The following is an 18,546-nucleotide window of genomic DNA, read 5'->3' on the forward strand; positions in this document are numbered from 1 at the left end:
AATCAGGAGGCATTGCGTGGAGCTGCAGATCACGGAACCGGGTGAACATCGTCCCGATTTTTCGAGTGGCTGGTCTTCCTGGTTCGGCCTTGCCATTGGCAATTTGCTGCTGACCATCGTTACGCTGGGCATTTACCGTTTCTGGGCGCGCACGCGCGAACGGCGTCATCTCTGGTCTGCCACCCATTGGGGCGGGGAACCGCTGGAATATACGGGCAAGGGTTCCGAATTGCTGATTGGTGCCATATTGGCCTTCTTCGTGCTCATCCTGCCATTGGTGATTGTCTCCATGGTGTCGGCGGTGGCCAAGGGGATGGGCATGGCGGCGCTGGCGCTCGGCGCGCAATTGTCGATCTATGCCGTGCTGTTGTGGCTGGTGCAGTTCGCCATCTGGCGGGCGATGCGCTACCGCCTCAGCCGGACGCGCTGGAGCGGCATTCGCAGCGCCATGGCAGGTTCGGCCGCGCTCTATGCCTGGCAGGGCGTGAAGATGTTTGGCCTGCAGATCATCACGCTTGGCTTTGCGACGCCTTATGCCAATGCCAGGCTGTTCAATGCGCGCTGGTCCGATGCGCGCATGGGCACGCTGAAATTCGAGGCGGCGGCGGATTGGCGGCCCTTGCAGCGCCTGTATCTGATCAGCTGGGGCATCGCGCTGATCGTGCTGATCGGCGTTGCGGTGACGGAATGGCGGTTGCTGCGGGATCATGTCTCCTTCACCGGCAGCGCCATGCCGTCGCCGCCGCCATCGGTCGTGCTGCAGGTGCTGGCGCTCAATGTGGGGTGGTTGCTGGTGCTGGCGGTCATCATGTTGCGCTATTACGCGGCCCAGTGGCAGGTGCTGGTGGGCGGGCTGTCGCTGGATGGGCTGCGCTTCCGGTTCACGGCCACCGCCGGGGACTGGCTGCGCTACTGGCTGGGCAATGCGGCTCTGGTGGTGTTCACGCTGGGCATTGGCTCGCTCATGCTGGGGTGGCGGCACTGGCGCTTCATGGTCAATCACATTGCCGCCGATGGCGCCATGGATGTGGACCGGCTGGCGCAGACCCGCATCGAAGCGCCGCTGTTTGGGGAAGGGCTGGCCGATGCGCTTGATGTCGGCGCCATCTGAGCCAGGGTGGCCATGACCATCAATCCGGAACGGCCACTGCAGGGCCGCCTGTTTGACGGGAAGACCGCGCGCCCGCACCAGGTCATGCTGCGGGCGGTTGGCGGCGGCCTGCAGCTGATCCAGGCGCAAAGCGATCAGTTCCTGGCCTGGCATGAACTGCGCTGCAGCAAGGATGGCCTGACGCTCAGCCACGCCAATCGGCCCGATTGGCTGGTGCGGCTGGAGCAACCCATGCCGGCCGACTGGCGGGCACGGATGGTGGTGGCCGGCAGCTTCACCAGTGATGATCGCCGGCGCGTGGCCATGGCGGTGACCGGGGTGGCGGTGCTGGGCCTGGCGCTGTGGTTTGGGGGAAACATGATCCTGAACGCGGTGGCGCACCGGCTGCCGCGATCGGTGATGGCACCCATCGGCATCGGCCTGGTGCAGGGGCTGGGCACGAGCTGCGCGACCCCTGCCGGCACGGCTGCGGCCCAGGCCCTGATGGCCAGGCTGCAGGGGCCGCAGCCGGCGGAAAGGATCAGCCTGACCATCATCGATCAGCCGGTGGTGAACGCCATGGCGCTGCCGGGCGGCCAGGTCGTGCTGTTCGACAAGCTGATTGCCGAAGCGCAAAGCCCGGATGAAGTCGCCGGCGTGCTGGCCCACGAACTGTCGCACATCAGGGCCCGCGATTCCGAACGGGCGATCGTGCGCCAGCTCGGCCTGTCGCTGCTGCTGCAGTCGCTGGGCGGCAATCTTGCTGGCGGGGCCGATACGCTGCTGCTGCTGTCTTCATCGCGCGAGGCGGAAGCGGCGGCGGACGACGGTGCGATCGCACTGCTGCGCGGCGCCAATCTGGCCATCGCGCCAACCGCCGATTTCTTTGACCGGCAGCAGCGCCAGCAGCGCCCGGCGCGCGCGCCCGCCAAGAAGGGCCAGGCCGCAAAGAAGGCGCCGACCCAGCTTGAGGAGGCGGCCGACCGTGTCTCGCGCCTCGCTGATTTCACGGCCAGCCACCCCGACAGCGGCAGCCGGTCGCGCCTGTTCAAGACGGCGGTTACCAGCGCTTCGGTGACACCGGCCCTGGATGCGGCGCAGTGGCAGGCGCTGCGCGGCATTTGTGCGGCCGGGCGCGCCAGGCCGGGCAAGCCAAAAGCCGACGGACCGGCATGACAAGCCGCCCTTGACCTGTTAGCGTAGCCGCCAGGGTCGTATCCTTTGGTGGGGAGGTAAGGCCATGTCTTTATTGTCAATCGTGATCAAGGCGCTGGAAGCCTTTGATCTGGACGACGATGTCAATCGCTTCGTGATCGACCGGACAGTGAATGTCACGCGGAACCGGCCACACCCCTGGTCCACCAGGCATGATTATATCAGCTGGTCGGGCCTGACCGACCGCACCTACAATGCGCGACTGCTGCCGGCCAAGCCGCCCACGGGGGAAGGGCGCGGTACCAGCCGACCGCCGATCGATCAGGTCACGGCGCTGTTTGCGCGGCTGCCCGGCACCAACCAGCGCCTGTGCCCGAAATCGACCGGGCTGTTCCCGGCCTTCGCGCAATATCTCACCGATGGCTTCATCCGCACCATGCTGCACAATGATGACGCCAGGGAAGACCGTCGCCGCACGACCTCGAATCACGAGATCGACCTGTCGCCGCTCTATGGCCGCACCGAGGTGCAGACGCGGGCGCTGCGCAGCGGGCAGGGCGGACGACTGAAGAGCCAGATGCTGAACGGCGAGGAGTTTTCGCCGTTCCTTTATGGCGCCGATGGCAATGTGAAGCCCGAATTTGCCGGGCTTGATCTGCCGCTGGGCCTGAAGAATGTGACTCCGGCCGGCAAGGCCACGCTGTTTGCCGTGGGCGGCGACCGGGTCAACGCGGTGCCGCAGACCGCGATGATGAACACGCTGTTCCTGCGCGAGCACAACCGGGTGGCGGGGATGCTGGCCAGGGACAATCCGGCCTGGGACGATGAGCGGCTGTTCGAAACCGCGCGCAACATCATCATCGTGATGTTCATCAAGATCGTGGTCGAGGAATATATCAACCATATCAACACCACCGAATTCAAGCTGCAGGCCGATCCCAAGGTAGCCTGGCGCGCCAAGTGGAACCGGCCGAACTGGATGACGGTGGAATTCAGCCTGCTCTATCGCTGGCACGGGCTGGTGATGGAAAATGTCACCTGGGGTGACAAGGCGCATCCCGGCAATTCGCTGTTGCTCAACAATGGCCTGTTGCTGGCCAGCGGACTGGCGGAAAGCTTCGTCAACACCGCCGCCAATCGCACCGCCATGCTGGGGCTGGAAAATGCCGCCAGCTTCATGATGTTTGCCGAAAAGGGCGCCATCAACCAGGCCCGGCTCAACAATGTTGCCAGCTACAATGATTATCGCACGGCCATGGGCATGGAACCGGCGCGCAATTTCGCCGCCATCGTTGGCAGCAGCGACAATCCGCAGGAACAGGCGCGGCTGACGGCGTTGGCGAAGCGGCTGGAGGGCCTCTACGGCAACGTGAACAATGTCGAATATTATGTCGGCCTGTTTGCCGAACGGGTGGAAAAGAACGGCCCGTTGCCCGAACTCGTGTCGTCGATGGTGGCCATGGACGCCTTCAGCCAGGCGCTGACCAACCCGCTGCTGAGCGAGCATGTGTGGGGCAATCCGCACAACAAGAAGCTCGCCTTCACCGAGGCCGGCATCAAGCTGATCGAGAGCACCCAGACGCTGCGCGACATATTGGCCCGCAACAGTACCGGCCTGGGCAAGCGCTTCGTCGGCATGACCCGCAAGGAGTGGAAGCGCAGCTAGAGCGCTTTCCAACTTGGTCTAAAAGCGCTCTAGGCCAGCGCCCGCGCGAGCACGGCTTCGTAGATCGCCGTCAGCCCCTCAATGTCGGCCACCGCGGCGTGTTCGTCCACCTTGTGCATCGATTGGCCGGGCAGGCCGAATTCGACGACCGGGCACAGGCGGCGGATGAAGCGGGCATCCGACGTGCCGCCTGTGGTGGAAAGTTCGGGGCTGCGGCCGGTCACCTCGGTGATGGCTGCGCTGACCAGTGAAGACAATGGCCCGGGTTCGGTGAGGAAGGCTTCACCGGAAATCTTGATCTCGACGTGCGACGCCGGCGCGTGGGCGGCGACAAGGCCACGGATCCAGTCCGACAGCGCAGCGCCCGTGTGTTCGTTGTTGAACCGGATGTTCAAGCGCGCACGGGCCTGGGCCGGGATCAGGTTGGTGGCGGGATTGCCGACACTCATGTCGGTGATTTCGAGGTTGGAGGCCTGGAACCAGTCATTGCCTTCGTCCAGCACGCGCGCCTTCAGTTCGGCGAGGATGGCGACCAGCCGCGTGATCGGATTGTCGGCCATGTGCGGATAACCAACATGGCCCTGCGCACCGTTCACCGTGATCCAGGCGTTCAGGCTGCCGCGCCGGCCGATCTTCATCATGTCGCCCAGCTTGTGCTGCGATGTCGGCTCGCCAACCAGGCAAAGATCGGGCGCCAGCCCCTGCGCTGCCATCCAGTCGAGCATCATCGTCGTGCCGAAGGTGGCGGGGCCTTCTTCATCACCGGTGATGATAAAGCTGAGCCGGCCCACCAGTGGCCCCTGCGCCAGATGGCGGGCGGTGGCGGCGACCATGGCGGCGAGCGCGCCTTTCATGTCGGCAGCGCCGCGGCCAACGATGAAACCGCCCTTCACGTCGGCGGCAAACGGGTCTTCGCTCCAGCCGGCGAGATCGCCGGCCGGCACCACGTCGCTGTGGCCGGCAAAGGCGAAATGTGGGCCAGGCATGCCGGCCAGCGTGGCAAAGAGATTGTCCACCGGGCCATCAGGCGGATGGCCGAAGGGCAGGCGCGTGCAGGTAAAGCCGAGGCTGGCCAGCGCCCGCTGCAGAACGTCCAGCGCCCCCTCGTCGGCCGGGGTGACGCTGGGGCAGCGGATCAGGGCTTGGGTGAGGGCGACAGGATCAGGGGCGGTCATTACCCGGCTTTACGCATTTCCGCCGCCACCCGGTCAAGATAGGCGGCGATGCGCTGGGCGTTGGCACCCAGATCGCTCTGGCCGACCCGCGACTTGGACCGCATGTCGACGCGGGTGCCGGTGGGCGTGGCGGTCAGGCGGATCACGACATCGTCGCTATAGCCCCACCAGGTGCTGCGCTCGACCGCTTCGATACGGCCGGCAGCGCGATCGGCCAGGATGATCTGCCAGCCCGGATCGCAGGCGGCCAGCGCCACGTCGAACGCCTTGCCGGGTTCGAGCGGCAGATCGAGCGGGCGCACTTCGGGATAGGCGCGGGCCTGTTCGGGGGCAAAGGCCGGGTTGTAATCGATGGGGCTGGCATCGGCGCCGCGCAAGGTCGCATCGATGGCCTGGAAGGGCGGCGGCGTGGTGGTATCGGTGCTGATATCGTTGATCGGCGGCTTGTCCCCGGCGTTGACGACAACGGCGACCGGCACGGCCACCGCCGCAAAGCCCGCCGCCGCCGCGATCACGGTGATGGTGCCGCCGCGCCGCCGCAGCAGTTGATAAAGGCACCAGCAGGCGCCGATGCCGGCGAGCAGCGCCGCGCCGACGAACAGGCCGAGCGAGACCTGCCAGCCGATGACACCAAAGCGATGCAGCGGCCCGGCGCCGAGCATCAGCAAGGCAGCCACCAGCGTGGCGCGGGCGATGTTGGCGGGGTTCATGGGCGTTTCTCCTGAGAGATATTGACGGCGCCGGGCACGTCGTAGCGGGTGAAGGGATAATCCTCCTGCAGCGCTTCGGCGCGCCATTCGGCCACAAAGGGGTGATCGAGCACGCGTGTCACGTAGGCGCTCGCGGTGGGGCCAACCGGCAAGTGATAGCTGTCGATGCGGGTGCAGACGGGCGCGAACATGATATCGGCCGCGCCGAAGCGGCCAAACAGCCAGGGCTCGCCGGTTTCGGCGCCAAAGCGGGTGAGGGCTTCTTCCCACAGGGCCTCGATGCGGCGCACGTCGGCCATCACGGCGTCGGACGGGGCAAAGCGGGGGAAATGATGCTGCAGATCCATCGGGCAGGCGCTGCGCAGCGGGGCAAAGCCCGAATGCATTTCGGCGCACATCGCATAGGCCAGACCACGCGCATGCATGTCGCGCGGCCAGAAGCGATCGTGCCCGGCCTTGTCGGCAAGGTACATCAGGATCGCCATCGAATCCCAGATCGCCTCGCCATGGTCCCACAGCACCGGCACCTTGCCTGACGGCATGTCGGCCTTGGCCTCGCCGCTGATCCAGTCGGGCGAATCCATCACGCGCAGTTCGGTTTCGAACGGCAGCAGCGATTGCTTGGCCGCCAGCCAGCCGCGCAGCGACCAGCTGGAATAATTGCGATTGCCGATGATGATCTTCATGGGCTGCGACCCCACCCCCTTTGTTGCCGTGCAGCATTGCCCAATAAGCTGCGGGGGGCAAGCCGCCCTTGGCAATTGGCGCGCTTCGTGGTTTTGATGGGGGATGACCGACCAACCTCTCGTGATGGTGCTGAACGGGCCCAATCTCAACCTGCTGGGCAGCCGGGAACCGCAGATCTATGGCCACGCCACGATGGACGATATCGCCGCCAGCCTTGAAGAGCAGGCGGCCGGGCTGGGGCTGGCCGTCGATATCCGCCAGTCCAATCACGAAGGCCATCTTGTCGATTGGCTGCAGGAGGCCGGCGCGCGCGGCGCGCTGGCGGTGATCCTGAATGCCGGCGCGCTCACCCACACGTCGATCGCCATCCATGATGCCATCAAGGCGATCAGCGTGCCGGTGATCGAGGTGCATCTTTCCAACCCCCACGCTCGCGACGAATTTCGCCACACCAGCTTTGTGGCGCGTGCGGCGAAAGGCACGATTTCCGGCTTTGGTGCCGCATCCTATCGGCTGGCGCTGGACGCGGCGGGGGCTTTGCGGCAGTAAGCCGGGATTACATTGGGGCAATAGACGGGACAAAAATGTCTGAGACCAAGGGAATCGTCGTCGACACCGGCCTGGTGCGCGAACTGGCCGAGCTGCTGGACGCCAGCAATCTGACCGAAATCGAAGTGAAGGACGGCGAACGCACGATCCGCGTTGCCCGCACTGCGGCTGCAGTTTCCATGGCGGCCGGCCCTGCGAGCTACGCCCCGGCGCCGCCGGCGGGTGGCTGGCCCGCGCCGCCGCCCGCGGCTGCTGCTCCGGCCGCCGCTGCATCCACCGGCGGCGATGATGTTCGCAATCACCCCGGCCTGGTGAAATCGCCGATCGTCGGCACCGCTTACCTGACCCCGGAACCGGGTGCGCCGGCCTTCATCACCGAAGGTGCCACCGTCGCCGCCGGGGCGACGCTGCTGATCATCGAAGCCATGAAGGTGATGAACCCGATCACCGCGCCCAAGGGCGGCGTGGTCAAGGCCATTTTGGTGAACAGCGAGCAGCCGGTGGAATATGACCAGCCGCTGGTGATCATTGAGTAAGCCCGCGCCGATGTTCAAGAAGGTCCTGATCGCCAACCGGGGCGAAATCGCGCTGCGCGTCCACCGTGCCTGCCGCGAAATGGGCATCCGCACCGTGGCGGTGCATTCCACTGCCGATGCCGATGCCATGCACGTGCGGCTGGCTGATGAAGCGATCTGCATCGGCCCACCGTCGGCGACGGACAGCTATCTGAACATTCCGGCGATCATTTCGGCCGCCGAAATCGCCCAGGCCGATGCCATCCACCCCGGCTACGGCTTCCTGTCCGAAAACGCGCGTTTCGCCGAAATCGTGCAGGAACATCGCATCACCTGGATCGGGCCCGATCCGGAACATATCCGCAAGATGGGCGACAAGGTGGAAGCCAAGCGCACCGCTGCCCTGCTCGGCCTGCCGCTGGTGCCGGGCAGCGATGGCCCGATCGAAACCATGGAAGAAGCATTGGCGGTGGCCGAAATCATCGGTTACCCGGTGCTGGTGAAGGCTGCTTCCGGTGGTGGTGGCCGCGGCATGAAGGTCATCCCGGATGCGGCCAGCCTGCCGGCGCTGGTGAGCCAGGCCAAAAGCGAAGCCAAGGCCGCCTTTGGTGACGACACCGTCTATATCGAAAAATATCTTTCCGAACCGCGCCACATCGAATTCCAGGTGTTCGGCGATGGCCAGGGCGGCGCTGTCCACATGGGCGAGCGCGATTGTTCGTTGCAGCGCCGCCACCAGAAGGTGCTGGAAGAAGCCCCGTCGCCGGCGCTCAATGCCGACGAGCGCGCACGCATGGGTGAAGTCGTCCGCCAGGCGATTTCAAAGCTGAAGTATCGCGGCGCCGGCACCATCGAGTTCCTGTGGGAGAACGGCGAATTCTTCTTCATCGAGATGAACACCCGCCTGCAGGTCGAACATCCCGTCACCGAAGCCATCACCGGGCTCGATCTGGTGCGCGAACAGATCCGTGTCGCTGCCGGCCTGCCGCTGAGCGTGACGCAGGATGAGATCCATTTCGAAGGCCACGCCATCGAATGCCGCATCAACGCCGAAGATGCGAAGACGTTTGCACCGTCACCGGGCCGCGTCACCGATTTCCACCAGCCCGGCGGCCTGCACGTGCGGGTCGATTCGGCGCTGTACGACGGTTATCGCATCCCGCCTTACTATGACTCGCTGATTGCCAAGCTGATCGTTTATGGCGCCAACCGCGATGAGTGCCTGATGCGTCTGCGCCGGGCGCTGGAAGAGTTCGTGATTCACGGCCCGAAGACCACGATTCCGCTGCATCAGGCGCTGATCGAGGATCCGGATTTCCAGAACGGTGATTATTCGATCAAGTGGCTGGAACGCTGGCTGGCGAAGCAGGCGGCCGAAGCAGCGGAGGCCTGAGGGGCCTTGCGGCGCGCGCCAGTTGCGGCATGCTGCGCTGGTGACTCGACCGCTGGCCCACCGTCTTGATCCGGACATGCTGCTGCGCGCCTATGCCAGCGGCATTTTCCCGATGGCCGAACGCGCCGACAGCGTGGACGTGTTCTGGGTGGAACCACGCCGGCGCGGGGTGCTGCCGCTGAACGCGTTCCACCTGCCGAAAAGTCTGGCCAAGACGTTGAAGCAGGAACGCTTCCGCTTCACCGCCGATCGCGCTTTTGCCGATGTGCTGGCCGGCTGTGCCGAACCGGCGCCGGGCCGCAGCGAAACCTGGATCAACCCGCTGATCGCCGAAGCCTATGCGGCCCTGCACGCCCGCGGCCAGGCCCACAGTGTGGAGGCGTGGACTGCGGATGGCGAACTGGCTGGCGGGCTTTATGGCGTGCGGCTGGGCGCGGCCTTCTTTGGCGAATCAATGTTCACGCGGGTGCGCGATGCCAGCAAATGCTGTCTGGCCGCATTGGTGGCGCGGCTGCGGCTGGGCGGGTTCCGGCTGCTCGACACCCAGTTTCTCACCAGCCATCTGGCCGGCTTTGGCGCGATCGAAATCCCGGCGCGGGATTATCGGGTTCAGTTGAGCGCCGCCTTGTCGGGCGCGGCGGGCGATTTCTTTGCCGGCGATGAAGGCGGTTTGGGTGACGGCCCGTCCGGGAAACGCATCGTGCAGCTCTTGAGCCAGACGTCATAGCGCGGGTGCTGCATGACGTTGAGGCTGGGGCTTTCGGCATAAAGCCAGCCGGAAAACACCCGCTTCACCTGCCCGGCCAGCCGCTCATCCACCTGCAGAAACGCGCCCTGCAATTTGGGCCATTCCCATGGCGGCGTGGTTTCGCAGGTGCGCGCGGTGATGCGGATGCCGGCAAAATCCAGATATTGGCCGGGCTTGAGGGTCAGGAAGCGCGTTTCGCCAGTGCGCTTCGCCAGTGCGCCGACGACCAGCACACGCTCCTTCACTGGCGTGACCTGCAACACGCGCGGCGCAGCGGGGCGGGGCGGGGCGGGGGCTGCCACCGCCGGCGGTGCAGCGGCCGGCGCCGTTTCCTGCGCTGAAACAGCGCCGGCAAGCAGGACAGCGGCAAGCGCCAGCGCTTCAGGGTGACGGCGCATCGCCCACCGGCTTTTCGGCTGCAGGCGCATCGCCGCCGGAACGGTTCACGACGCTGCCGATCAGGCCCATCAGATCAGCCGCACCAGAAGTTTCGATGATCTCGCCGCCATCTTTCAGCATGTCGGCTTCGGCACCCGGCGTCAGCGCGATGAAATTGCCGCCCAGCAGCCCTTCGCTGGTGACGGCGGCGGACGAATCGATCGGTAATTTCAGGCCGCGATCGACCGACAGGCGCAGCACGGCCTGATAGCTGGTGGGGTCCAGCTCCAGCCCGACCACCTTGCCGACCTTGACGCCGGCCACCTTCACATCGGTGCCCAGCGTGACGCCGCCGATATTGGGAAAGCGCGCCGTGAGCACGACGCCATCGCTGCCTTCACCAGCACCGGTGCGGGCCCAGGCAAAGGCGACGAACCCCGCCGCCAGCAGCACCACGAACAGGCCGATCAGCGCTTCGGCCAGATGGTCTTTCAGGGCGCCGGCCATCTGGCGATCAGGCGTCAGGCGACCAGGCGCGATAATCGCCCGTGGTCGCCGCGCGCTGGCCGCCGGCGATCAGCGCGCCGCTGGGGCTATGGGCCAGCGTGGTGCCGGTGGCGTTGGGCGTCCATTCCCGTTCCCACACGCGCGTTACCAGCGGCTTGGTGCTTGGCGGTTCATTCACCGTCTTGTGCATCCACAAATGCCATTCCGGCGGGATGCGTGTGGCTTCGGGTTCGCCGTTGTAGATCACCCAGCGCTTTTGCGCCGCGCCGGTGCCGGACCGGTAATAGATATTGCCCTGCTCATCGCGGCCCACTTCCTCGCCATTGCGGGCGGTGAAGATGCGGGTGCCAAGGCCGGGGCCATTCCACCAGGTGAAGATCATCTTGAGCACGGACACGAACGGGGGCTCCTTTTCTCACCCAAAACACATTTTGCCGCACCCGCGCAACCCCGGTGCCAAGAACAATATCGCGGATAGGCGTGGGCACAAAAAGCCGCTACGCACCCCGAGTGAACCGCGCGCTCGCCTTCATCTTCATCACCGTGCTGATCGATGCCATCGGTTTTGGCGTTGTCATCCCGGTGTTTCCGCAGCTGATCGTCAAGCTGACCGGGCGCGATCTGGCGCACGCGGCCGAGGTTTCGGGCTGGATCGCCTTTCTCTATGCCAGCGTGCAGTTCCTGATGGGGCCGGTGATCGGCGGGCTGTCCGATCGCTTCGGCCGCCGCCCGGTGCTTTTGGCCAGCCTGGCGGCCTTTTCCCTTGATTATGTGGTGATGGCCTTTGCGCCGACATTGTGGTGGCTGGTGGCGGCGCGCGTCGTGGCCGGCATCACCGGCGCGACCTTCCCCACGGCTTACGCCTATATCGCCGATGTGACCCCGCCGGAAAAACGCGGGGCAAATTTTGGCGTGATCGGCATGGCGTTCGGTTTCGGTTTCATCATCGGGCCAGCGCTGGGCGGATTCGTCGCGCGCTTCGGCACTGAAGTGCCGTTCCTGGTCTCGGCTGGGCTGGCCATGGCCAATTTCCTCTATGGCCTGTTCGTGCTGCCGGAGTCATTGCCGCCGGAACGTCGCCGCAGCTTCGAATGGCGACGCGCCAATCCGGTGGGGGCGCTGATGCGGTTGAAATCGGCGCATCCGGTGGTGCTGATGCTGGCCGCCACCGTGTTCGTGTGGACCCTGTCCTACCAGTCGCTCTATTCGATCTGGAGCTATCATGGCCAGCTGCGTTACGGCTGGACGGCGGAGCAGGTGGGCTGGAGTCTGGCGGCCGTGGGCGTCACCGGCGCCATCGTGCAGGGCTTTCTGGGCCGCAAGCTGATCCCGCGTTTCGGCCAGCGCCGCATCATCGTGGTGGGCCTGATTTCGGCGGTCGCGGGCTATTCCACCTATGCGATGGCCGATGAAGGCTGGATGGTTTACCTCGGCATCGCCATTTCGGCCTGTCAGGGGCTGGTGTTTCCCTGCTTGCAGGGCCTGATGTCGGCCGAAGTTGCGCCCAACGAGCAGGGCGAGTTGCAGGGGGCGGTCGCCTCGATCCAGAGCCTTTCCGCCATTGTCGGCCCGCCATTGATGACGACGGTGTTCGCGCGTTTCTCGGTGGCGGATGCGCCGATCCATGCGCCGGGCGCGCCGTTCGTGGTGTCGCTGTTTTTCGTTGGTGTGACCGCGCTGATCTTCTTCCGCGCCCATGCCGGCCGGCGGGTTTTGGCGGCCGAGTAGCATCTCCCCTCCCTGCAAGGGAGGGGTCGGGGGAGGGTCCTTCCGGCAAACACCGATGTTTGCAGCCTGTAGCGCGGTTCAGCCTCGCTTTGCTCGTCACCCTCCCCCAGCCCCTCCCTTTCAGGGAGGGGAGCCAAGTGCCTGAAACCAGGGCGTCATCCGGGCAATCGCCTCCTTCACTTGCGGCGTATCCACGGCAAAGCTGAAGCGCATGAAATGGCGGCCTTCCACCGGATCGAAATCGATGCCCGGCGCGGTCGCCACGCCGGTATCCAGCAGCAGTTGCTCTGCCAGAGCCATCGCATCGTCGGTCAGGTGCCTTACATCGGCCCAGATGTAGAAGGCGCCATCGGGCGGGGCGATCTTCGTCAGCCCCATCGCCGGCAGCGCATCCAGCATGGCCAAGCGATTGGCGGCATAGCGGGCGACGTGGGCTTCCAGTTCGTCGATGCAGTCCATCGCCACCAGACCGGCGTGCTGCGACAATGTGGGGGCAGTGAGGAAGAGATTGCCCATCCGCGCACGGGCCGCGTCCACCAGATCTTCGGGTGCCACCAGCCAGCCCAGCCGCCAGCCGACCATCGAGAAATATTTGGAGAAGCTGTTCACCACAATCGCATCCGGCGCATATTCCAGCGCACTCGCCACCGGGCCGACGAAGGACAAGCCGTGGTAGATCTCGTCGGAGACGATCCGGATGCCGCGTTCCCGGCAAACGCGGGCGATGGCGGCCATCTCATCCGCAGGAATGACGGTGCCGGTGGGATTGGCCGGGCTGGCGATGATCACGCCGGCCGGCGCGGGATCGAGCGCGGCCAGATGCGCCGCCGTGATCTGATAGCGGCTTTCGGGGCCACAGGCGATTTCCAGAACCTCCATGCCCAGCGCGTGGCAATTGTTGCGATAGGCGACATAGCCGGGCCGGGCCATGGCGATGACATCACCGGGCCGGAACGCCGAGGTGAGCGCCATCACCAGCGCCGGCGACGCGCCGCAGGACAGCACGACGCGTTCCGGCGCGACATGCACGCCGTGGCGGGACTGATACAGGCCGGCGATGCGGGCCTTGAGCGGTTCCGATTCCCAATAGCTGCCGGGATCGCTGGCCAGCACCGCCTGCGCCCGCGCGATGGCGGCTGCCGGTGCGCCGGTGGAAGGCTGGCCGAATTCCATGTGGATGACGCTGCGCCCTTCGGCCTCCAACTGGCGGGCAAGGCGCGACAGGCGGATGGCGTGGAAGGGTTCAACAGGATCGGGGCGGTTCAGCATGATGGCGCGATAGCGGCTTTTGACGCGCGTTGCACCTGCTGGCACAACGCCGGCCATGATCCGTCTGTTCCTGCTGTTGCTGTGCCTCGCCTGGCCGGCGCTTGCCGCTGCACCGGTGCCGGTGGCGGCGGCCGCTGATCTGCGGCTGGCGCTGCCGCCGCTGGTGCGCGGCCACGAAGCCCGGACCGGCCATCGCTACAATCTGAGCTTCGGCTCTTCCGGTCAGATGGTGCAGCAGGCGCTGAACGGCGCGCCGTTCCAGTTGCTGCTGCTCGCCGATGCATCGCATGCGGATCGGCTGGCGGCGGCGGTGCCCGGGGTGGAGCGCCGCCCTTACGCGCTGGGCCGGCTGGCGCTGGTGGCAACGCGCGCCAGCGGCATCACCGATCTCGCCAGCCTGAAGGCCGCCATCCGCGCCGGGCGCATCCGCCACCTCGCCATCGCCAATCCGGCGCACGCGCCCTATGGCGTCGCCGCCCGCGCCGTGCTGGCCGGGCTGGGCGTCACCGGCGCGCCTTTGGTGCTGGGCGAGAATGTGGCGCAGGCACTGAGTTTCGTATCCACCGGTGCGGCAGAGGTCGGGTTGGTGGCGTTGCCATTGGCGCGCGCCGCTGGCGGTGGCCTGATCGTGGTGCCGGTGTCGCCCATGCTGCACCCACCGCTGGTGCAGACGCTGGTGCTGATGCCCGGCGCCACCCCAGCCGCGCGAGGGCTGGCCGATCGCCTGACCGGGCCGAACGGCCGCGCCGCGCTGGCCCGGGCCGGGTTTGGCTTGCCATGAACACCGCCGACCTGACCGCGCTGCACCTGTCGCTGATGCTGGCTGCGTCGACTGTTGCGCTGCTGCTGCCGCTGGCGCTGCTGCTTGGCCATTGGCTCGCCACCACGCGTTGGCGCGGCCGGGCATTGGCCGAAGCGTTGCTGTTGTTGCCGTTGCTGCTGCCGCCCACCGTGGTGGGCCTGGCGCTGCTGATCGGCATGGGGCCGGGCAGCGTGATCGGGCAGGGCTGGCGGGCGATCGCTGGCGGCCAACTGGTGTTCAGCTTTGCCGGCATCCTGGTCGCCTCCGTGCTGGTCAATCTGCCGCTGATGGTGCAGCCGGCGAGCCGCGCGTTTGAAGCGGTGGGCGATGATCTGCGCGGCGCGGCGTCCAGCTGTGGCCTGTCGCCGCTGCGGGCCTTTGCCAAGGTGGAACTGCCGCTGGCCTGGCCTGGCCTCGCCACGGGCGCCGTTCTGGCCTTTGCCCACACGCTGGGTGAATTCGGCGTGGTGCTGATGGTGGGCGGCGCCATCCCCGGCGAAACGGCGACGCTCAGCCTGGCCATCTATGATCGCGTCCAGGCCTTCGATATGGAAGGCGCGGGCCGCCTTGCGCTGCTGCTATTGGGCATCAGCCTGATTGCCATCACGCTGCTGTTCCTGCTGGGCCGCAAACGTGGTTGAAGGGCTGTCCGTTGCGCTCACCCGCGCTGGCCCGCTGCCCACCATCGACGCCACGTTCCGCGTGCCGCCGGGTCAGACGCTGGCGCTGGTCGGGCCATCGGGCGCCGGCAAATCGACGATCCTGAAGGCCATTGCCGGCCTGTTGCCCGCAGTGGGCACCGTGCGCGTGGACGGACAGGACTGGCAGGCCGGCCACCGTGGCCTGCCGGCCTGGCAACGCCCTGTCGGGTTGGTGTTGCAAGGCGGCGGCCTGTTTCCGCACCTCGATGCGCTGGGCAACGTGATGATTGCGCAAGCCACGCCCGATCGCGGTGCCGCGCTGGCGCTGCTGGCGGCGATGCAGATGCATGGGCCGGTGCTTGGCCGCCGCCCCGCCGGCCTGTCGGGCGGCGAACAGATGCGCGTGGCGCTGGCCCGCGCGCTGGCCCGCAATCCGGCCGTGCTGCTGCTCGATGAGCCATTTGCCGCGGTGGACCCGCCGGTACGCCGTGCGCTGATTGCGGCCGTGGCCAGTGTGCGCTGCCAAAGCGCCGCGCCGATGATCATCGTCACCCACGATCTCGCCGAAGCTGCCGGCATTGCCGATAGCTGCGCCTTCATTGATCAGGGCCGCATCGTCGAACAGGGGCAGGCCGCGGCCGTGCTCGCCAACCCCGCCAGTCGGCTGAACCAGTGGTTGACCGGGCAGGGCGGCCTGTAACATTACTGAAATGTCACACTGTGATGCAGTTCTGCCACAGTGTCGTGCGATTGTGACGAAACCGATGCCCGGTGACCGGAATGCGCATTGTGACAGACTGATTACGGCCTAGCATTTGTCGCAGCGGTCGCCGGGGGGCGACCCGTAACCGTTGAAGGGGAAACGACGATGCAAAGCCCAACTCTCACGCGCCTGTTGCTGGCCGGATCGGCGCTGCCGATGCTGGCGCTGGCCCTGGCCGCTGCGCCCGCCGCCGCGCAGACGGCGGCTGCCGAGGAAACTGCCGGCGAGGAAAAGGTGATCGTCGTCGTCGGCACCCGCCGTACCGACCGTTCCATCCTCGACACCGCTTCGCCGGTGGACGTGGTCGGCGCCGCCGAACTCGCCACCCAGCCGGCGTCGAACGTGCTCGACGTGATCAAGGCGCTGGTGCCGTCCTTCTATGTTGGCCAGAACGCCATTTCCGATGCCTCCACCTTCGTGCGCGCGCCCAGCCTGCGCGGCCTGTCGGCCGATGAAGTGCTGGTGCAGCTGAACGGCAAGCGCCTCAACCGCTCGGCGCTGGTGCAGGTGTTCACCGGTGGTGACACCGCTCTGTCCTTCGGTTCGCAGGGTGCCGACGTTTCGACCATTCCCAGCCTCGCCATCGGCAGCCTGCAGATCCTGCGCGACGGCGCTACCGCGCAATATGGTTCCGATGCCATTGCCGGCGTGATGAACTATGGCCTGCGCGAAGATACCGGCCTGGAAGTCGTTGCCCGTTATGGCCAATTCTATCGCGGCGACGGCGAAAGCTATCAGATCGCCGCCAATGCCGGCTTCAAGCTGGGCGATCGCGGTTTCGTCAACCTGACTGGCGAATATACCGATGATGCCGGCACCGTGCGCAACGCCACACGGCCGATCGCACTGATCTTTGCCCAGCAGAACCCCGGCCTCGCCAACCAGTTGCCGAACTTCCCGGGGCCGGTGCAGATCTATGGCTCGTCGCCGGGCTATGCCACGCGCTTCCTGCTCAACAGTGCCTATGAGCTGACGCCGGAAGCCAAGCTCTATTTCATCGCCAACTACTCGCGCCTGAAGGCGGATCAGAGCTTCAACTATCGCTCGCCCATCGGTGCCACCAACGTGCCGGTGGTGGGCGGCACCACCAACATCAACCCCAATGCCGCCTTCGCGACGCCGATCTACCTCACGCCCTGCCCGGCCAGCGCGGCTTCGGCGGGCTGCCCTGCCGGCGGCTTCGTGAAGGACAATAATATCTACAACTTCACCAGCCTCTATCCGGCCGGCTTCACCCCGCGCTTCGTGGGTGTGACCGAGCAATATTTCGGTGTGCTGGGCATCAAGGGCAAGAGCGGCGACCTGACCTATGATCTGTCGGGCACGATCGCGCGCAACTCGATCAACCTGTCGATGTATTCGTCGATCAGCCCGTCCTTCGGGCGCCAGAGCCAGACGAGCTTCGAATTCGGCAAGCTGATCCAGGAAGAACAGAACCTCAACGCCGATTTCACCTATGCGGTCGAAGCCGGGCTCGCCAGCCCGATCACCCTGTCGTGGGGCGGCGAATTCCGTCGGGAAACCTACACGCAGACCGCCGGTGACGTGCAATCCTATGCCGCCGGTCCGTTCGCGGTGCAGAATCTCTACACGCTGCAGGCCGGCGGCACCTATCTGTTCGACAGCCAGGTCACCAAGCCGGTCGGCGCTTCCGGTTATGGCGGCACCAGCCCGACCTTTGCCGGCAGCCGCAGCCAGCAGAGCTATGCCATCTATGCCGGTGCTGAAACCGACGTGACCGACACGTTCAGCCTGGGTGCCATGGGCCGCTTCGAACGCTACAACACGTTCGGCAGCGCCTTCGTGGCCAAGGGCAACTTCCGTTGGGAAGTGGCCGACATGTTCGCCATCCGCGGCACCGCCGGCACCGGCTTCCACGCACCGTCGCCGGGCCAGAACAACACCGCCATCCTCACCACCACCTTCGTGGCCGGGGATCAGGTGCAGGTCGGCACCTATCCGGTGACCAGCAACATCGCCCAATATTACGGCGGCCAGTCGCTGCGTCCGGAACGGTCGACCAACTTCGGCCTCGGCTTCGTGCTCACCCCGTCGGATGCCGTCAGCCTGACGGTGGACGCCTACAGCATCAAGGTGACCAACCGCATCGGCATCAGCCAGAACTTCTTCGTGACGGCCGCCGATCTGGCGGCGGAACCGGCGTTGCAGGCGGTGGGCCTGGGCGGTGCGGTGAATTATTTCACCAACGGCTTTGATACCCGCACCCGCGGCGTGGACGTGGTCGGCACCTGGCGTGGTGACCTGGCCGGCGGCCGCACCAACCTGACCTTTGCCTACAACTACAACAAGTCCACCGTGCCGCGGTTCGATCCGAACGTGATTGGCGCTGCCCAGATCATCAACATCGGCAATCTGGCGCCCAACCACCGTGCCAACTTCACCGCGACCTGGCAGAAGGATGGCTTCGCCCTCACCCTGCGGGAAGCCTATTATGGCTCGTGGCGGGAAGAAGTGGGCTATCCGGGCCAGAAGTTCGGCGCGCGCCTCACCACCGATATCGACGTGAGCTACACGATCCAGGAACATTACACCCTGTCGGTGGGCGCTTCGAACCTGTTCAACACCTATCCGGACCGGGTGGCTAATTCGCCTGACAACCGGATCTTCACCTCCACCAACAGCCTTGGCGATGGCCAGATCTATCCCAACGCCGGCGGCCCGTTCGGGTTCAACGGTGGCCTGTGGTACGCCCGTATCCGCGTGAAATACTGATCGCGGGCATTGGCCTGATTTTGGGGAAGGGGGGCCA

Annotated in this window: 19 protein-coding genes; 12 read left to right on the forward strand and 7 right to left on the reverse strand. The window is 65.9% G+C overall.

All coding sequences use genetic code 11. The features are described from left to right. Nucleotides 1-16 precede the first annotated feature (16 nt). The 3 genes from D619_RS0103720 (at nucleotide 17) to D619_RS0103730 (ending at nucleotide 3,911) form a co-directional block, all read left to right on the forward strand. Nucleotides 17-1,111: a YjgN family protein gene (locus tag D619_RS0103720; protein WP_017667226.1), complete on the forward strand. Its 1,095-nt coding sequence runs from the start codon at nucleotides 17-19 to the stop codon at nucleotides 1,109-1,111. A 12-nt stretch (nucleotides 1,112-1,123) separates the two neighbouring features. Then, a complete protein-coding gene (locus tag D619_RS17105) occupies nucleotides 1,124-2,266 on the forward strand; it encodes a M48 family metalloprotease (RefSeq protein ID WP_017667227.1) in 1,143 nt (380 codons plus the stop codon). Between the two features lie 64 nt (nucleotides 2,267-2,330). Beyond that, nucleotides 2,331-3,911 (forward strand): peroxidase family protein, encoded by a 1,581-nt coding sequence (locus D619_RS0103730; RefSeq protein WP_026090685.1) that lies wholly within the window; start codon nucleotides 2,331-2,333, stop codon nucleotides 3,909-3,911. A 29-nt stretch (nucleotides 3,912-3,940) separates the two neighbouring features. On the opposite strand, the gene dapE is transcribed toward D619_RS0103730, so the two are convergent. The 3 genes from dapE to D619_RS0103745 are packed head-to-tail and all read right to left on the reverse strand — an operon-like array spanning nucleotide 3,941 to nucleotide 6,482. Further along, the gene (dapE, locus tag D619_RS0103735) at nucleotides 3,941-5,086 is read right to left on the reverse strand and encodes a succinyl-diaminopimelate desuccinylase (protein ID WP_017667229.1); all 1,146 of its coding nucleotides are present in this window, start codon (nucleotides 5,084-5,086) and stop codon (nucleotides 3,941-3,943) included. Further along, complete coding sequence (locus tag D619_RS0103740; protein WP_017667230.1) at nucleotides 5,086-5,796, reverse strand: DUF1499 domain-containing protein; 711 nt, start codon at nucleotides 5,794-5,796, stop codon at nucleotides 5,086-5,088. Before D619_RS0103740 ends, dapE begins: the two co-directional genes overlap by 1 nt. Continuing rightward, nucleotides 5,793-6,482, reverse strand: coding sequence for a glutathione S-transferase (locus D619_RS0103745; RefSeq protein WP_017667231.1), 690 nt, complete (start codon nucleotides 6,480-6,482; stop codon nucleotides 5,793-5,795). Before D619_RS0103745 ends, D619_RS0103740 begins: the two co-directional genes overlap by 4 nt. A 103-nt stretch (nucleotides 6,483-6,585) precedes the next feature. On the opposite strand from D619_RS0103745, the gene aroQ reads away from it, so the two are divergent. The 4 genes from aroQ to aat all read left to right on the forward strand — a co-directional run bounded on the left by aroQ (nucleotide 6,586) and on the right by aat (nucleotide 9,667). Continuing rightward, nucleotides 6,586-7,032 carry a type II 3-dehydroquinate dehydratase gene (gene aroQ / locus D619_RS0103750; RefSeq protein WP_017667232.1) on the forward strand — a complete coding sequence of 149 codons (447 nt, stop codon included), beginning with the start codon at nucleotides 6,586-6,588 and terminating at the stop codon, nucleotides 7,030-7,032. 35 nt (nucleotides 7,033-7,067) lie between these two features. Continuing rightward, a complete protein-coding gene (gene accB / locus D619_RS0103755) occupies nucleotides 7,068-7,568 on the forward strand; it encodes an acetyl-CoA carboxylase biotin carboxyl carrier protein (protein WP_017667233.1) in 501 nt (166 codons plus the stop codon). A gap of 10 nt (nucleotides 7,569-7,578) precedes the next feature. Then, the gene (accC, locus tag D619_RS0103760; protein ID WP_017667234.1) at nucleotides 7,579-8,940 is read left to right on the forward strand and encodes an acetyl-CoA carboxylase biotin carboxylase subunit; all 1,362 of its coding nucleotides are present in this window, start codon (nucleotides 7,579-7,581) and stop codon (nucleotides 8,938-8,940) included. 76 nt (nucleotides 8,941-9,016) lie between these two features. Further along, complete coding sequence (gene aat / locus D619_RS0103765) at nucleotides 9,017-9,667, forward strand: leucyl/phenylalanyl-tRNA--protein transferase (protein ID WP_017667235.1); 651 nt, start codon at nucleotides 9,017-9,019, stop codon at nucleotides 9,665-9,667. Here the strand turns inward: aat and D619_RS17545 are convergent. From D619_RS17545 to D619_RS0103775, 3 genes are read right to left on the reverse strand one after another with little or no spacing between them, the layout of a single operon-like run. Further along, nucleotides 9,550-10,086, reverse strand: a complete 537-nt coding sequence (locus D619_RS17545) for a DUF2155 domain-containing protein (protein ID WP_152417282.1) — start codon at nucleotides 10,084-10,086, stop codon at nucleotides 9,550-9,552. The genes aat and D619_RS17545 overlap by 118 nt on opposite strands. After that, the gene (gene mlaD, locus D619_RS0103770; RefSeq protein ID WP_017667236.1) at nucleotides 10,070-10,573 is read right to left on the reverse strand and encodes an outer membrane lipid asymmetry maintenance protein MlaD; all 504 of its coding nucleotides are present in this window, start codon (nucleotides 10,571-10,573) and stop codon (nucleotides 10,070-10,072) included. The genes D619_RS17545 and mlaD overlap by 17 nt, the downstream gene beginning before the upstream one ends. Before the next feature lie 7 nt (nucleotides 10,574-10,580). Then, nucleotides 10,581-10,970: an NADH:ubiquinone oxidoreductase subunit NDUFA12 gene (locus D619_RS0103775; protein ID WP_017667237.1), complete on the reverse strand. Its 390-nt coding sequence runs from the start codon at nucleotides 10,968-10,970 to the stop codon at nucleotides 10,581-10,583. A 113-nt stretch (nucleotides 10,971-11,083) separates the two neighbouring features. On the opposite strand from D619_RS0103775, the gene D619_RS0103780 reads away from it, so the two are divergent. After that, nucleotides 11,084-12,301 carry a tetracycline resistance MFS efflux pump gene (locus D619_RS0103780; RefSeq protein ID WP_017667238.1) on the forward strand — a complete coding sequence of 406 codons (1,218 nt, stop codon included), beginning with the start codon at nucleotides 11,084-11,086 and terminating at the stop codon, nucleotides 12,299-12,301. Nucleotides 12,302-12,421: 120 nt separating this feature from the next. Here the strand turns inward: D619_RS0103780 and D619_RS0103785 are convergent, their stop codons facing one another. Continuing rightward, nucleotides 12,422-13,570, reverse strand: a complete 1,149-nt coding sequence (locus D619_RS0103785; RefSeq protein ID WP_033372910.1) for an aminotransferase class I/II-fold pyridoxal phosphate-dependent enzyme — start codon at nucleotides 13,568-13,570, stop codon at nucleotides 12,422-12,424. 55 nt (nucleotides 13,571-13,625) lie between these two features. On the opposite strand from D619_RS0103785, the gene modA reads away from it, so the two are divergent. The 4 genes from modA to D619_RS0103805 all read left to right on the forward strand — a co-directional run bounded on the left by modA (nucleotide 13,626) and on the right by D619_RS0103805 (nucleotide 18,509). After that, complete coding sequence (modA, locus tag D619_RS0103790) at nucleotides 13,626-14,351, forward strand: molybdate ABC transporter substrate-binding protein (protein ID WP_017667240.1); 726 nt, start codon at nucleotides 13,626-13,628, stop codon at nucleotides 14,349-14,351. Continuing rightward, nucleotides 14,348-15,013: a molybdate ABC transporter permease subunit gene (modB, locus tag D619_RS0103795; protein WP_017667241.1), complete on the forward strand. Its 666-nt coding sequence runs from the start codon at nucleotides 14,348-14,350 to the stop codon at nucleotides 15,011-15,013. Before modA ends, modB begins: the two co-directional genes overlap by 4 nt. Continuing rightward, complete coding sequence (locus D619_RS0103800; RefSeq protein WP_017667242.1) at nucleotides 15,006-15,713, forward strand: ATP-binding cassette domain-containing protein; 708 nt, start codon at nucleotides 15,006-15,008, stop codon at nucleotides 15,711-15,713. The genes modB and D619_RS0103800 overlap by 8 nt, the downstream gene beginning before the upstream one ends. A gap of 168 nt (nucleotides 15,714-15,881) precedes the next feature. Continuing rightward, a complete protein-coding gene (locus tag D619_RS0103805; RefSeq protein WP_051033450.1) occupies nucleotides 15,882-18,509 on the forward strand; it encodes a TonB-dependent receptor in 2,628 nt (875 codons plus the stop codon). Nucleotides 18,510-18,546 lie beyond the last annotated feature (37 nt).

It is taken from the genome of Sandarakinorhabdus sp. AAP62 (genome assembly GCF_000331225.1).
Lineage (GTDB): Bacteria > Pseudomonadota > Alphaproteobacteria > Sphingomonadales > Sphingomonadaceae > Sandarakinorhabdus.

Excerpts from the sequence above, each read along its gene's own strand:
- D619_RS17105 (WP_017667227.1), top strand. The coding sequence starts at position 1,124 with ATGACCATCAATCCGGAACGGCCACTGCAGGGCCGCCTGTTTGACGGG.
- D619_RS0103730 (WP_026090685.1), top strand. The coding sequence starts at position 2,331 with ATGTCTTTATTGTCAATCGTGATCAAGGCGCTGGAAGCCTTTGATCTG.
- dapE (WP_017667229.1), bottom strand. The coding sequence starts at position 5,086 with ATGACCGCCCCTGATCCTGTCGCCCTCACCCAAGCCCTGATCCGCTGC.
- D619_RS0103740 (WP_017667230.1), bottom strand. The coding sequence starts at position 5,796 with ATGAACCCCGCCAACATCGCCCGCGCCACGCTGGTGGCTGCCTTGCTG.
- D619_RS0103745 (WP_017667231.1), bottom strand. The coding sequence starts at position 6,482 with ATGAAGATCATCATCGGCAATCGCAATTATTCCAGCTGGTCGCTGCGC.
- aroQ (WP_017667232.1), top strand. The coding sequence starts at position 6,586 with ATGACCGACCAACCTCTCGTGATGGTGCTGAACGGGCCCAATCTCAAC.
- accB (WP_017667233.1), top strand. The coding sequence starts at position 7,068 with ATGTCTGAGACCAAGGGAATCGTCGTCGACACCGGCCTGGTGCGCGAA.
- accC (WP_017667234.1), top strand. The coding sequence starts at position 7,579 with ATGTTCAAGAAGGTCCTGATCGCCAACCGGGGCGAAATCGCGCTGCGC.
- aat (WP_017667235.1), top strand. The coding sequence starts at position 9,017 with ATGCTGCTGCGCGCCTATGCCAGCGGCATTTTCCCGATGGCCGAACGC.
- D619_RS17545 (WP_152417282.1), bottom strand. The coding sequence starts at position 10,086 with ATGCGCCGTCACCCTGAAGCGCTGGCGCTTGCCGCTGTCCTGCTTGCC.
- mlaD (WP_017667236.1), bottom strand. The coding sequence starts at position 10,573 with ATGGCCGGCGCCCTGAAAGACCATCTGGCCGAAGCGCTGATCGGCCTG.
- D619_RS0103785 (WP_033372910.1), bottom strand. The coding sequence starts at position 13,570 with ATGCTGAACCGCCCCGATCCTGTTGAACCCTTCCACGCCATCCGCCTG.
- modA (WP_017667240.1), top strand. The coding sequence starts at position 13,626 with ATGATCCGTCTGTTCCTGCTGTTGCTGTGCCTCGCCTGGCCGGCGCTT.
- modB (WP_017667241.1), top strand. The coding sequence starts at position 14,348 with ATGAACACCGCCGACCTGACCGCGCTGCACCTGTCGCTGATGCTGGCT.
- D619_RS0103805 (WP_051033450.1), top strand. The coding sequence starts at position 15,882 with ATGCAAAGCCCAACTCTCACGCGCCTGTTGCTGGCCGGATCGGCGCTG.